Genomic DNA, 11,957 nt, shown 5'->3' with positions numbered 1-11,957 from the left:
CTGACGGTTCGCGACGCCCGTCCCGACGACATCGCCGCGATCACGGCCATCTATGCCGAGAGCGTCGCCAATGGGCGCGGCACCTTCGAGCTGGAGGCGCCTGACGAGACCGAGATGGCGTCGCGTCTTGCCGCCGTCGCGGCCCTGGGCCTGCCGCGCCTTGTGGTCGAGATCGACGGCGCGGTCGCCGGATACGCCTATGCCGGGCCGTTTCGCACGCGTCAGGCCTATCGCTACATGGTCGAGGACTCCATCTACGTCGCGCCCTGGGCCAGGGCGCGCGGCGTCGCCGGCGCCCTGCTCGATGTGCTGATCGTCCGGTGCGAAGCGCTGGGTCTTCGTAAGATGGTCGCGGTCATCGGTGATGCGGAGAACGTCGGCTCGATCGCCCTGCACCGCACGCGCGGCTTCACCGACGCCGGCGTGTTCAAGGCGGCCGGCTGGAAGCACGACGACTGGCGCGACGTGGTGTTCATGCAGAGGGCGCTTGGCGACGGCGGCGCCACAGCGCCCGACGCGCCGGGTCTGCCCCTTGTCGACAAGAAGCCGCTGCGCTGACGCATTGCGACGCCATGACCCGACGCCTATCCTGACGCCGTGAAGATGGTTCAATCCCTGTTGTTGCTGATCGGCGCCCTGTCGGTGCTGGCGCTTGGCGCGGTCGGCGCCTCGGCGTCGCCGGCGACCGCCGCGCCTTGCCATCAGACGGGCCATGAGACAGGCCAGTCTTCGCCCGACCAGACCCCGAACCATGCGCCCAAGGCCATGAAGGCGATGATCTGCTGCGTCGCCTGCGTGGCGACGCCCACGCTGGACCCCGCGCCGGTTTCCCGTCCGACCCTGTCGCCGTCGCGCGTCGTCGCCGTTTCGGCCGCTCTGCCGGCCGGTCGCCTGCTGTCGCCCGAACCCGGACCGCCCCGCCTCCTGATCGTCTGACACAGCTCGCGCCTCTCGCCGAGGCGCACTCCGTCACGATCATCAGAGGAGGTCTTGAATGGCTATCCGTACTCTCGTCGGCGCCTGCGCCGGCGCTTCCCTGCTCGCCCTGGCTCAGGTCGCCGCGGCGCAGGATCACGCTCACCACGCGCCGCCGACCACGCCCGCCGCCGATCCGCACGCGGGCCACGACATGCCCATGTCATCGGCTGAGCCGATGACCGATCACGCCAGCATGGGTCACACGATGACCAGCCCCTACGGACCCTGGCCCATGAGTCGTGACGCCTCCGGCACAGGCTGGCAACCCGACGCCGGCGAACACGGCGGCATCCACACTATCCGTGGCGACTGGATGGTGATGACCCACGCCCTGCTGAACCTGGTCTATGACAGCCAGTCCGGTCCGCGTGGCGGCGACAAGACCTTCGTCGCCGGCATGCTGATGACCTCGGCGCGGCGCGACTTCGACGACGGTTCTGCGCTGAACCTGCGCGGCATGCTCAGCCCCGATCCGCTGATGGGCAAATCCGGCTATCCGCTGCTTCTGGCGGCGGGCGAGACGGCGGACGGGGTCAATCCTCTGGTCGATCGCCAGCATCCGCACGATCTCTTCATGGAGCTGTCGGCCAGCTATTCGAAACGCCTGTCCGACAAGGACAGCGTCTATGGCTACATTGGCCTGCCCGGCGAGCCCGCCTTCGGCCCGCCCGCCTTCATGCACCGGATGAGCGCGATGGACAGCCCGGAGGCGCCGATCACCCACCACTGGCTGGATTCGACCCATATCGTCTTCGGCGTGACGACGCTGGGTTGGGCGCACGACCGGTTCAAGATCGAGACCTCGGCCTTTAAGGGTCGTGAGCCGGACGAGGAACGCTGGGGCATCGATCCGCCACGGCTGGACAGCTGGTCCGTTCGCGCAGTCTGAAATCCGAGCGACGAATGGTCGCTGCAGGCCTCCTACGCCGATGTTTCCGCTCCGGAACAGCTGGAACCCGACGAGGACGAGACGAAATGGTCGGCCAGCGCCATACATACGCGGCTACTGGGCGATGACGGCTGGTGGTCCTCGACCATGGCCTGGGGTCGAAAGACTAACGACCACGGCGAATCGAAGGACGGCTGGTTGCTGGAATCCGCCGTCCACCCCAACGACCGCTGGACCGTCTTCGCCCGCGCCGAGCGGATCGAGACGGATGAACTGGTTCCCGGCGTCGGCGGCGGCCACGGCCCGCTCTATACGGTCGGAAAGGCCTCGGTCGGCGTGGTCCGCGACTGGCGGATCGCCGAGCACGTCCGGTTCGGCTTCGGCGGTCTCTATGCCATCAATCGCGTACCGACGGCGTTGGAGCCGCTGTACGGCGGCGATCCCGACGGGGCGATGCTCTTCGTACGGCTGAAGATCGACTAACCTAGCTCAAGGCCTGCCCGGCTTCAGCCGGGCGGGCCGGCGGCTGGTCCAGAAGCCGTAGCGCTTCATAGCCGACCAAAACCACGCCGAGCACGAGCATCAGCGCTCCGGCGATCAGCACCAGGCGTACGTGCCGGTGCAGGTGATAAAGCAACTCGCCGATCATCGACGGTCCCGCCGCATTCGGATCGTGCCAATTCGATCCGTTCCGGACAGTTTACTGCAAAACGCGGACCCGATGGAGTCTGTGAGAACCGCGTTCCGTCAGACCAAGCGGCTTTGCACCACGGCCGCGCCGATGAAGCTGGCGAACAGCGGGTGCGGCGCGAACGGACGGCTCTTCAGCTCGGGGTGATACTGAACGCCGATGAACCAGGGATGGTCCGGGCGTTCGACGGTTTCGGGCAGAACGCCGTCAGGCGACAGGCCGGCGAAGACCAGGCCACCCTTCTGCTCAATCGCCTCGCGATAGTTGATGTTGACCTCGTAGCGATGGCGGTGACGCTCACTGATCGCGGTCGAACCGTAAATCTCGGCGATCTTGGATCCGGCCGTCAGGGTCGAATCATAGGCGCCGAGCCGCATGGTGCCGCCCAAGTCGCCGCCCTGCTGACGCAGGACGCGTTGGTTGCCCTGGGTCCATTCGGTCATCAGGCCGACGACCGGTTCGGCGGTCGGGCCGAACTCGGTGGACGAGGCCTTGGGATAGCCGGCCAGGTTCCGCGCCGCCTCGATCACCGCCATCTGCATGCCGAAGCAGATCCCGAAATAGGGGATGTTTCGCTCACGGGCGAAGCGGGCCGCCTCGATCTTGCCTTCCGAGCCGCGCTCGCCGAAGCCGCCCGGCACCAGGACGGCGTGCGCGCCCTGAAGACGCTCCTCACAGGCCTCCGGATCGCCTTCGAAGGTGTCGGCCTCGACCCAGTCGATGTTGACCTTGACGTTGTTGGCCACGCCGCCGTGATGCAGGGCCTCGATCAGCGACTTATAGGCGTCCTTGAGGACGGTGTATTTCCCGACCACGGCGATGGTGACCTCGCCGTCGGGCTGCAGGCGGCGGCGTGCGATCTCTTGCCAGCCGGTCAGATCCGGCTCGGGCGCATCGTTGATGCCGAAATGCGCCAGCACTTCGCGGTCCAGACCCTCGCGGTGATAGTCCAGCGGCACGGCATAGATGTCAGCGGAGTCCATTGCTTGAATGACGCCGCTTTCGCGCACGTTGCAGAACTGGCCGATCTTGCGCTTTTCCTCGGCCGGGATCGGCTGCTCGCAGCGGCACAGCAGGATGTCCGGCTGGATGCCGATGGAGCGTAGTTCCTTGACCGAGTGCTGGGTCGGCTTGGTCTTCATCTCCCCAGCCGTCTTGATGAACGGCAGCAGCGTCAGGTGAACGAAGCAGCTTTGGCCGCGCGGCAGGTCCTGCCCCAACTGGCGGATCGCCTCGAAGAACGGCAGCCCCTCAATGTCGCCGACCGTGCCGCCGATCTCGACCAGAACGAAGTCGACGTCTTCGCCCGCGTCGGTCAGGGCGGGCGTCAGGCAAAAGGATTTGATCTGGTCGGTCACGTGCGGAATGACCTGCACCGTCGCGCCCAGATAGTCCCCGCGACGCTCCTTCTCCAGAATGGTCGAATAAATCCGGCCGGTCGTGATGTTGTCGGACTTGGCCGCCGAAACGCCGGTGAACCGCTCGTAGTGGCCCAGGTCCAGGTCGGTCTCGGCGCCATCGTCGGTCACGAAGACCTCGCCGTGCTGATACGGGCTCATCGTGCCCGGATCGACGTTCAGATAGGGATCGAGTTTGCGCAGGCGGACCTTGTAGCCGCGCGCCTGCAAAAGAGCGCCGAGAGCGGCGGAGGCGAGGCCTTTTCCTAGCGAGGAAACCACGCCGCCGGTGATGAACACATAGCGAGCCATGGGGGGACACCTTACTCCATGATTCGCGGCTCGGTCATGCCGCCGTCGAATCGAACTGTTGATCAAAAGAAGAAAGCGCGCCCTGCGGCGCGCTTTCGGAAACTCGGGTCTCTGTCGGAGCCTTACTGGGCGGGCTGTTGGGCCGGCGCCGGAGCGGTGGAGGCCGACGGCAGGCTGGCTTCCAGATCATCCAGCGAAGGCGTCGCCGGCTTGGCCGGCGCAGCGGGTTGTTGCTGGGCGGGCTGTTGCGTCTGGGTCTGCGGCGTCGTGGCCAGCGAACCCACAGCGTCGGCGTCGATGCCGGACACCGACGCGCGGTCCATGTTGCCGACGACCGTGAGAATGATCGTCAGGGCGAACAGCGCGGCCGCCAGCCACCAGGTGGTGACGGTCAGAAGATTGCCGGCGCCGCGTGCGGTCATGAAGCCCGACGGACCGCCGCCCATGCCCAGGGCGCCGCCCTCGGACTTCTGAAGCAGGACGATGCCCGTCAGCGCAATGGCGACGATGATGATGGCGACGAGCAGGATGGTCTGGAGCATGGCGTCATTCATGTGGGCGCGGATCTGCGCCGATCAAGCGGCGGCCTCTATCATCGAAGCGCGCCAGGGGCAAACGTCACGCGGCGGCGTTGACGATCGGCATGAAGTCCTCGGCCTTCAAGGACGCGCCGCCGACCAGGGCGCCGCCGACTTCCGGCGTAGCCAGAATGTCGCGCGCATTCTCCGGTTTGACCGAACCGCCATACAGAATGGGCGCGGTGCGAGCGCCGTCTCCCAGCTTTGCGACGATGGCGGCGCGCACGGCCGCATGGACCTCGGCGATCTGATCCAGCGTGGGGGTCAGGCCCGTCCCGATAGCCCAGACGGGTTCATAGGCCACCGCGAAGTCGCGCTCGGCCAGGCTTAAAGGCAGCGAGCCCGCGACCTGACCCGACACGACGGCGATGGCATCGCCCGCTTCCCGCTGCTTCAGGGTTTCACCAACGCACACGATGGGCTCCAGACCAGCGGCGACGGCGGCCTCGACCTTGGCGGCGACGTCCGCATCGGTCTCGCCGAAAGCGGAGCGGCGTTCGGAATGTCCGAGAATCACGACGGTCGCGCCAGCGTCGACCAACATTTCGGCCGACACCGAGCCGGTGAAGGCGCCGGCGGGCTTCTCATGGCAATCCTGACCGCCCACGGCCACGCCGCTGCCCGCCAGGGCGGACTGCATGCGGTCGATCAGCGTCGCCGGCGGGCACAACACCACGCGGCAGCCCTGCCTCGTCGTGCCGACGGCGTCGCTGATGGCTTCAGCCTGCGCCAGGGCGGCCGAGACGCCGTTCATCTTCCAATTGCCGACGATCATCTTCACGGATTGTTTCATGGCCGCCTGTCTAGAAGGCGAAAACCGCCAAGCCAAGAGGCGCCGCCGCAATCCGAACACGAAGCCATCCTTGCAGCGGCGGCCCCGCCCCGACTATACGCGACGATTGACGCCAACATCGGCCAGTCCCGGGTTTTCGAATGCTCACCGCCTTCCGCGCCTTCTCTCGATCCAAATGGGCGGCCGCCCTGCTTGTCCTGATCGCGATCAGCTTCGTGATCGTCGGCGCGCGGATGGATGTCTTCTCCAACCTGGGACCGAAGCACGTCATCGACGCAGGCGACCGCTCGATGAACGAGGCCGAGTTCCGCACCGCCTTCGATCAGGTGCGTGAACGGCTGCAGCAGCAGGTCGGCCGTCCCCTGACGAACCAGGAGCTGGTCGCGGAAAACATCCACGTCCGCTTCCTGACCGAGCAGACGCAGCAGTTGGGCTTCCTGAACTGGGCCTACAAGGCGGGCATCCGCCCGGGCAAGGAACTGATCGTCAAGCAGATCCGCCAGATCCCGGCCTTCTTCAACTCGGTCACCGGACAGTTCGACCAGCAGGCCTATGAGGCGGCTCTTGCGCAGCAGAACCTGACGCCCGCCATGCTGGAGCAGGACCTGCGCGACCAATACGCCACGGAGCATTTCGGCGCCGCCGTCTTCGCCGGCGCCCGCGTGCCGCGCATCTATGGCGCGCTGCTGGCCGGTTCCGCCTTCGAAAGCCGCGACGGTCGTTGGTTCGAGGTCACCCCGGCGATGGCCGGTCAGATCCCCGCCCCGACCGACGCCCAGTTGAACGCCTTCATCCAGGAAAACGCCGACCGCTTGCGCGCGCCCGAGTTCCGCATGGTGTCGGTGGTTCTGTTCACGCCTGAGTCTTCGGCCAATGCGCCGATCTCGGAAGACCGCATCCGCGAGCGCTTCGAGTTCAAGAAAGACACGCTGAGCAAGCCCGAGACGCGCTCCTTCGTCACCCTGACCGCGCCGAACCACGAGACGGCCCAGAAGATCGCCGCCGCCCTGCGTGCGGGCCAATCGCCCGCCGACGTCGGTCGCGCCAACAACATCACGCCGGCCGCCTTCAACGAGACCCCTCGCTCGGCCATCGGCGACGCTGCGACCGCAGCCGCCGTCTTCGGCCTGCAAGCCAATCAGGTGTCCAACCCGGTCCAGGCCGGTGTCGGCTTCGCCGTCGCCAAGGTTACGGCCGTTCAGCCGGCCGCGCCCGCCACGCTCGACAGCGCTCGCGAGGAACTAATCCAGGAACTGCGCGCCGAGGACGTGAAGACCCAGACCTACGCCAAGGTCGAGAAGTACGAAGCCGCCCGCACGGCCGGCAAGAACCTGGCTGACGCCGCGCGCGAAGCCGGCGGTCGCATCGTCGATCTGCCGCCCTTCACCAAGGACGGCAAGCTGCCGAACGGTCAGGCCCTGAACGCTCCGCCGCAAATCTTCGAGACGGCCTGGAGCCTGACCAAGGGCGGCGAGAGCGACGTCATCGACGCCGGTCAGGGCCAGTATTTCGCCGTGCGCGTCAACGACATCCGCCCGTCGGCCCTCCCGACCCTGGCCGAGGTTCGCGAGCCCCTGGCCGCCCAATGGATCCAGCGGGAGACCATGCGTCGCCTGTCGGCCAAGGCTGAAGAGCTGACGACCCGCGTGCGCAATGGCGAGGACATCGCCGCGGTCGCCCGCTCGGTCAATGCGCCGCTGACCGTGCGCACCGGCGTCATCCGCAATCAACAGACCCAGGAAGCCCTGGGTCAGGGTGTGCTTCAAGGTCTGTTCGGCCAGTCGAAGGGCCAGGCCTTCTCGCAGCCGGCGTCGCAGACCGCCTATGTGGTCGGTCGCGTCGACAATGTCCGCGCCGCCAATCCGGCCGTAGCCGGACCGCTGGCCGAGCAGGTCCGCCCGCGCCTGACTCAGGAGTTGGTGCAGGCCATGGTCGAATCGTCGGTCTCGGCGGGCGCCCAGCGCTCCAAGGCCAAGAACGACCCGGCCCAAGCGCTATCGGCCCTGGGTCTGTCGGGTGGCGCAACGCCCGCCGCACCGGCGCAATGACCGACGACGTTTCGCGCGACGTCACGTTCGACGCCTTCGCCGCCGGCCTTTCGGCCGGTCGGCCGCAGGTCCTGGTTCGCCGGGTCATCGACGACCTGGAAACCCCGGTCTCGGCCTATCTGAAGCTGGGGCGCGATCGGCCGTACGCCTGCCTGCTGGAATCGGTCGAGGGCGGCGCGGTCAAGGGACGCTATTCCATCCTGACGCTCGATCCCGATGTGGTCTGGCGTTGTCGATCCAACGCGGCGGAACTGTCGCGCGGCTCGGCCCTAGCGGAGGGTCGCTTTACGGCCGAAGCCCTGCCGGCGCTGCAATCCCTGCGCGCGCTGATCGCGGCGTCGAAGTTCGATCTCCCGGAGGGATTGCCGCCGATGGCCGCCGGCCTGTTCGGCGTCTTCGGCTACGACATGGTGCGCCTGCTGGAACCGCTGGGTGCGCCAAACCCCGATCCGCTAGATCTGCCCGACGCCGTGCTGACGCGGCCGTCGCTGGTGGCCATCTTCGATTCGGTCCGCCACGAGATTGTTCTGGTGTCGGCCGCCTATCCCGACGCCGGCATCGCCGCGCAAGAGGCGTTCGACGCCGCGACGGCGCGCCTGGACGCGTTCGAGACGGCCTTGCGCGAACCCCTGCCCGTCCGCGCCGCTCCGCAGCACACGCCGCCTCCCGTCTTCACTTCGCCGGTTGACGAGCCGGCCTTCGGCGAGATGGTCGCCAGGGCCAAGGACTACATCGGCGCCGGCGACATCTTCCAGGTCGTTCTCAGCCACCGCTTTTCAGCCCCGTGGACGGACGATCCCTTCGCCTTCTATCGCTCGCTGCGTCGCCAGAACCCGTCGCCCTATCTGTTCTATCTGAACTTCGAAGGCTTCCAGCTCGCCGGCTCCAGCCCCGAGATCCTGGTTCGGCTGAAGGACGGCGAAGTGACGATCCGTCCGCTCGCCGGCACCCGCATGCGCGGCGCGACGCCTGAGGTGGACAAGGCGCTGGAAGCCGAACTGCTGGCCGATCCGAAAGAGCTGGCCGAGCACCTGATGCTGCTGGACCTGGGCCGCAACGATGTGGGCCGCGTCGCGGCGCCCGGCACGGTCGAGGTCACCGAGAGCTTCGTCGTCGAACGCTACAGCCAGGTCATGCACATCGTCTCCAACGTGCGCGGCAAGGCCGACCCAAGGCTGGACGCCGTGGACACGCTGCTGGCCGCCCTGCCCGCCGGCACCCTGTCGGGCGCGCCCAAGGTGCGCGCGATGGAGATTATCGACGAACTGGAAAGCGAAAAGCGCGGCGTCGGTTACGGCGGCGGCGTCGGATATATTTCGGCCGGCGGCGAGGCGGACATCTGCATCACCCTGCGCACCGCCCTGTTCGCAGACGACCGGATTTTTGTTCAGGCCGGGGCCGGCGTCGTCGCCGACAGCGACCCCGCGGCCGAATATGCCGAAACCCAGCACAAGGCGCGCGCGCCGATGCGGGCGGCGGAAGACGCCTGGCGCTTTAGGACCGGCAATCGCTAGCGCGAAATCGTCATCGTCGGGTCGTTGAATTGCACGCCCGGCCCGATGATGACGACGCCCGCCATCAAAACCGCCGCAGTCGCCGCGAGCGCAGCTGCGCCAAGCGCGGCGACGGGATTGGGCTTGGTTTCGACCACGACCAGCTTCGCCTTGGCGGCGGCGATCTTGGCGGCGATGTCTTTTTCAGCGGCGAGTTTCACCCGCCCAGTCCTAGTGCCGTCGAGTTAAAATGCGCTTTAAGGCCGCGCCCGCTTGGCGCGGACGCGCGTCACGCTTAGAAGCCAAGCCATGATCCTCGTCGTCGATAACTACGACAGCTTCACCTACAATCTCGTCCACTACCTCGCGGAGTTGGGCGCGCCGACGCATGTGGTGCGCAACGACGACCTGACGGTGGACGAGGCGTGGGCGCTGAACCCCGCCGCCGTTCTGCTGTCGCCCGGCCCGTGCGCGCCCGATCAGGCGGGCATCTGCCTGCCGTTGATCACGACCGCGCCAGAATCGATGCCGATCCTGGGCGTGTGCCTGGGTCATCAGGCCATCGGCCAGGCCTTCGGCGGCGACGTCATTCGCGCCAAGACCCTGATGCACGGCAAGACCTCGCCGATCCTGCACGAGGGCCAGAGCGTCTTCGCCGGCCTGCCCTCGCCCTTCACCGCCACACGCTATCACTCGCTGGCGGTCAAGCGCGAAACCCTGCCCGATTGCCTGGAGGTCACCGCCTGGACCGCCGACGGCGAGATCATGGGTCTGCAGCATCTCAGCCGCCCAATCCACGGCGTGCAGTTCCACCCGGAATCCATCGCCACGGAACACGGTCACGACATGCTGGCCAACTTCCTCGAGATCGCCGGCGTAAAGCGCCTCGCGGCCGCCTGACCATGGGCGACGGGTTCAAGCCGATCCTCGCCCGACTGGTCGAGGGCCATCCCCTGACGTCCCAGCAGGCGCACGACTTCTTTGCCGCCTGCCTGCGCGGCGAGCCGACCCCATCACAGGTCGCCGCCGCAGTCACCGCCATGCGGATGCGCGGCGAGACCGTGGATGAGATCGCCGCCTTCGCGAGCGCTATGCGCGAGGCCGCCCTGACGCTGGATCACCCCTATGAGGTGATCGACACCTGCGGCACCGGGGGCGACGGTCAGCACACCTACAATATCTCGACCGCCGCGGCCCTGGTTCTGGCCGGCGCCGGTCTGAAGGTCGCCAAGCATGGGAATCGGGCGATGTCATCGAAATCAGGCTCTTCCGACGTCCTGTCGATCCTGGGCGTGAACCTGATGGCGTCGCAGGCGCAGCAGAAGAAGGCGCTGGACGAGGCCGGGATCTGCTTCCTGTTTGCGCCTGCCTATCACGGGGCGATGCGTCATGTCGGGCCGGTGCGAGCGGAAATCGGTTTTCGCACCGTCTTCAACCTGTTGGGACCGCTTTCGAACCCGGCGTCTGCACGACGACAGGTCATGGGCGTCTATGATCCGCGCCTGCTGGAGCCGCTGGCCGAGGTGCTGGGCCGGCTGGGCGCCACCCGGGCCTGGACCGTTCACGGCCAAGGCTTGGACGAATTGGCGACTTCCGGTCCTACGGACGTCGCCGAATGGAAGGATGGCGCGGTTCGCCGCTTCCAGGTCACGCCCGAGGACGCCGGCCTGCCGCGCGCCTCCATCGCAGACATCCGTGGCGGTGACGCCGAGGAGAACGCCGTGGCCTTGCGCGCGCTTCTGGCCGGCGCGGCCGGACCCTACCGCGACATCGTCCTGCTAAACGCCGCCGCCGCCCTCGTGGTGTCGGATCGCGCGGCCGATCTGGCCGAGGGCGCCGCGCTCGCCGCTGCCGCGATCGATGACGGTCGAGCCGCCGAGGCGCTGGATCGCCTGGCCCGCATCACCTCCACGCCGCTGGAAAGCGAAGAGCCCGCATGACCGACGTTCTGGACCGTATCGCCGCCTACAAGCGCGAGGACGTCGCCGCCCGCAAAACGGCGACCTCACAGGACGCGATTGAAGCCCTGGCCCGCGCCGCATCGGCCCCGCGCGGCTTTCGCGCCGCCTTGGAACGTGTAGGCGAGGAAACCGGTCGTCCCGCCCTGATCGCCGAGATCAAGAAGGCCAGCCCCTCCAAGGGCCTGATCCGGCCCGATTTCGATCCGCCGGCCCTGGCCCGCGCCTATGAGGCCGGCGGCGCGGCCTGTCTGTCGGTCCTGACCGATGGCCCCAGCTTCCAGGGCGACGACGCCTATCTGGCCCAGGCCCACGAGGCCGTCGCCCTGCCCTGCCTGCGCAAGGATTTCCTGGTGGATCCCTGGCAGGTCGCCGAAAGCCGCGCCCTTGGCGCCGACTGCATCCTGATCATCCTCGCCATGATCGATGACAGCCTGGCCGCTGAACTGCTGTCGGAAGCCGAACGCTTTGGCATGGACGCGCTCATCGAGACCCACGACGAGGAAGAAATGGCGCGCGCCTGTGCGCTCGGCGGCGATCTGGTGGGGGTCAATAATCGCTCGCTGCGCACGTTCGAGGTCGATCTGGAAACCACGGAGCGGCTGTCCATGCTCAGCCCCGTGCGCGCTCTGCTGGTCGCAGAGAGCGGCATCTTTACGCCCGACGACGTGGCGCGCGTCTCGGCTGCCCATGCCCAGGCGATTCTGGTCGGCGAGAGCCTGATGCGTCAGGCCGATGTCGAGGCCGCCACCCGTCAGCTGCTGGCGGTCTGAGCCGCGGCGCGGCGGCAAGCCTCGCCCTTAAGTTGACATTAGCAAGG

General features: G+C 67.4%; 14 protein-coding genes. 9 read left to right on the top strand and 5 right to left on the bottom strand.

Annotation, left to right across the window (positions count from 1 at the left end; genetic code table 11):
• The 4 genes from KAK88_RS09570 (at position 1) to KAK88_RS09555 (ending at position 2,350) form a co-directional block, all read left to right on the top strand.
• Positions 1 to 558 carry a GNAT family N-acetyltransferase gene (locus tag KAK88_RS09570; protein WP_431307215.1) on the top strand — a complete coding sequence of 186 codons (558 nt, stop codon included), beginning with the start codon at positions 1 to 3 and terminating at the stop codon, positions 556 to 558.
• 45 nt (positions 559 to 603) lie between these two features.
• A complete protein-coding gene (locus tag KAK88_RS09565; protein WP_242078579.1) occupies positions 604 to 936 on the top strand; it encodes a hypothetical protein in 333 nt (110 codons plus the stop codon).
• 58 nt (positions 937 to 994) lie between these two features.
• A complete protein-coding gene (locus KAK88_RS09560) occupies positions 995 to 1,867 on the top strand; it encodes a hypothetical protein (protein ID WP_242076468.1) in 873 nt (290 codons plus the stop codon).
• A gap of 147 nt (positions 1,868 to 2,014) precedes the next feature.
• The gene (locus KAK88_RS09555; protein ID WP_242076467.1) at positions 2,015 to 2,350 is read left to right on the top strand and encodes a hypothetical protein; all 336 of its coding nucleotides are present in this window, start codon (positions 2,015 to 2,017) and stop codon (positions 2,348 to 2,350) included.
• A gap of 1 nt (position 2,351) precedes the next feature.
• On the opposite strand, the gene KAK88_RS09550 is transcribed toward KAK88_RS09555, so the two are convergent.
• From KAK88_RS09550 to tpiA, 4 genes are all read right to left on the bottom strand, one after another.
• Positions 2,352 to 2,516, bottom strand: a complete 165-nt coding sequence (locus tag KAK88_RS09550; protein ID WP_165116665.1) for a hypothetical protein — start codon at positions 2,514 to 2,516, stop codon at positions 2,352 to 2,354.
• A gap of 98 nt (positions 2,517 to 2,614) precedes the next feature.
• A complete protein-coding gene (locus KAK88_RS09545) occupies positions 2,615 to 4,267 on the bottom strand; it encodes a CTP synthase (protein ID WP_066551592.1) in 1,653 nt (550 codons plus the stop codon).
• A 122-nt stretch (positions 4,268 to 4,389) separates the two neighbouring features.
• On the bottom strand, positions 4,390 to 4,821 hold the full coding sequence (gene secG, locus KAK88_RS09540; RefSeq protein ID WP_017503940.1) for a preprotein translocase subunit SecG: 432 nt from the start codon (positions 4,819 to 4,821) through the stop codon (positions 4,390 to 4,392).
• A 64-nt stretch (positions 4,822 to 4,885) separates the two neighbouring features.
• Entirely contained in the window at positions 4,886 to 5,638 is a 753-nt protein-coding gene (tpiA, locus tag KAK88_RS09535; protein WP_242076466.1) for a triose-phosphate isomerase, read from the bottom strand.
• Between the two features lie 140 nt (positions 5,639 to 5,778).
• Between tpiA and KAK88_RS09530 the strand changes: the two genes are divergently transcribed.
• Positions 5,779 to 7,686 carry a peptidylprolyl isomerase gene (locus tag KAK88_RS09530; RefSeq protein WP_242076465.1) on the top strand — a complete coding sequence of 636 codons (1,908 nt, stop codon included), beginning with the start codon at positions 5,779 to 5,781 and terminating at the stop codon, positions 7,684 to 7,686.
• Positions 7,683 to 9,200 carry an anthranilate synthase component I gene (gene trpE, locus KAK88_RS09525; RefSeq protein ID WP_242076464.1) on the top strand — a complete coding sequence of 506 codons (1,518 nt, stop codon included), beginning with the start codon at positions 7,683 to 7,685 and terminating at the stop codon, positions 9,198 to 9,200. The genes KAK88_RS09530 and trpE overlap by 4 nt, the downstream gene beginning before the upstream one ends.
• Here trpE and KAK88_RS09520 read toward each other — a convergent pair.
• Positions 9,197 to 9,400, bottom strand: coding sequence for a peptidoglycan-binding protein (locus tag KAK88_RS09520; RefSeq protein ID WP_242076463.1), 204 nt, complete (start codon positions 9,398 to 9,400; stop codon positions 9,197 to 9,199). The genes trpE and KAK88_RS09520 overlap by 4 nt on opposite strands.
• Positions 9,401 to 9,488: 88 nt before the next feature.
• Here KAK88_RS09520 and KAK88_RS09515 point away from each other — a divergent pair, with 88 nt between their 5' ends.
• From KAK88_RS09515 to trpC, 3 genes are read left to right on the top strand one after another with little or no spacing between them, the layout of a single operon-like run.
• Complete coding sequence (locus KAK88_RS09515; protein WP_242076462.1) at positions 9,489 to 10,079, top strand: anthranilate synthase component II; 591 nt, start codon at positions 9,489 to 9,491, stop codon at positions 10,077 to 10,079.
• A 2-nt stretch (positions 10,080 to 10,081) separates the two neighbouring features.
• The gene (gene trpD, locus KAK88_RS09510; RefSeq protein ID WP_242076461.1) at positions 10,082 to 11,119 is read left to right on the top strand and encodes an anthranilate phosphoribosyltransferase; all 1,038 of its coding nucleotides are present in this window, start codon (positions 10,082 to 10,084) and stop codon (positions 11,117 to 11,119) included.
• Positions 11,116 to 11,910 (top strand): indole-3-glycerol phosphate synthase TrpC, encoded by a 795-nt coding sequence (gene trpC / locus KAK88_RS09505; RefSeq protein WP_242076460.1) that lies wholly within the window; start codon positions 11,116 to 11,118, stop codon positions 11,908 to 11,910. Before trpD ends, trpC begins: the two co-directional genes overlap by 4 nt.
• Positions 11,911 to 11,957 lie beyond the last annotated feature (47 nt).

This window comes from Brevundimonas diminuta (assembly GCF_022654015.1).
Taxonomy (GTDB): Bacteria; Pseudomonadota; Alphaproteobacteria; order Caulobacterales; family Caulobacteraceae; genus Brevundimonas; species Brevundimonas diminuta_C.
The sequence above is the reverse complement of the archived record's forward strand: the minus strand, read 5'-3'. Positions and strand labels throughout refer to the sequence as shown.

What these genes read in the sequence shown, in the direction of transcription:
- KAK88_RS09565 (WP_242078579.1), top strand. Translation starts at nt 604, where the DNA reads ATGGTTCAATCCCTGTTGTTGCTGATCGGCGCCCTGTCGGTGCTGGCG.
- KAK88_RS09560 (WP_242076468.1), top strand. Translation starts at nt 995, where the DNA reads ATGGCTATCCGTACTCTCGTCGGCGCCTGCGCCGGCGCTTCCCTGCTC.
- KAK88_RS09555 (WP_242076467.1), top strand. Translation starts at nt 2,015, where the DNA reads ATGGCCTGGGGTCGAAAGACTAACGACCACGGCGAATCGAAGGACGGC.
- KAK88_RS09550 (WP_165116665.1), bottom strand. Translation starts at nt 2,516, where the DNA reads ATGATCGGCGAGTTGCTTTATCACCTGCACCGGCACGTACGCCTGGTG.
- KAK88_RS09545 (WP_066551592.1), bottom strand. Translation starts at nt 4,267, where the DNA reads ATGGCTCGCTATGTGTTCATCACCGGCGGCGTGGTTTCCTCGCTAGGA.
- secG (WP_017503940.1), bottom strand. Translation starts at nt 4,821, where the DNA reads ATGAATGACGCCATGCTCCAGACCATCCTGCTCGTCGCCATCATCATC.
- tpiA (WP_242076466.1), bottom strand. Translation starts at nt 5,638, where the DNA reads ATGAAACAATCCGTGAAGATGATCGTCGGCAATTGGAAGATGAACGGC.
- KAK88_RS09530 (WP_242076465.1), top strand. Translation starts at nt 5,779, where the DNA reads ATGCTCACCGCCTTCCGCGCCTTCTCTCGATCCAAATGGGCGGCCGCC.
- trpE (WP_242076464.1), top strand. Translation starts at nt 7,683, where the DNA reads ATGACCGACGACGTTTCGCGCGACGTCACGTTCGACGCCTTCGCCGCC.
- KAK88_RS09515 (WP_242076462.1), top strand. Translation starts at nt 9,489, where the DNA reads ATGATCCTCGTCGTCGATAACTACGACAGCTTCACCTACAATCTCGTC.
- trpD (WP_242076461.1), top strand. Translation starts at nt 10,082, where the DNA reads ATGGGCGACGGGTTCAAGCCGATCCTCGCCCGACTGGTCGAGGGCCAT.
- trpC (WP_242076460.1), top strand. Translation starts at nt 11,116, where the DNA reads ATGACCGACGTTCTGGACCGTATCGCCGCCTACAAGCGCGAGGACGTC.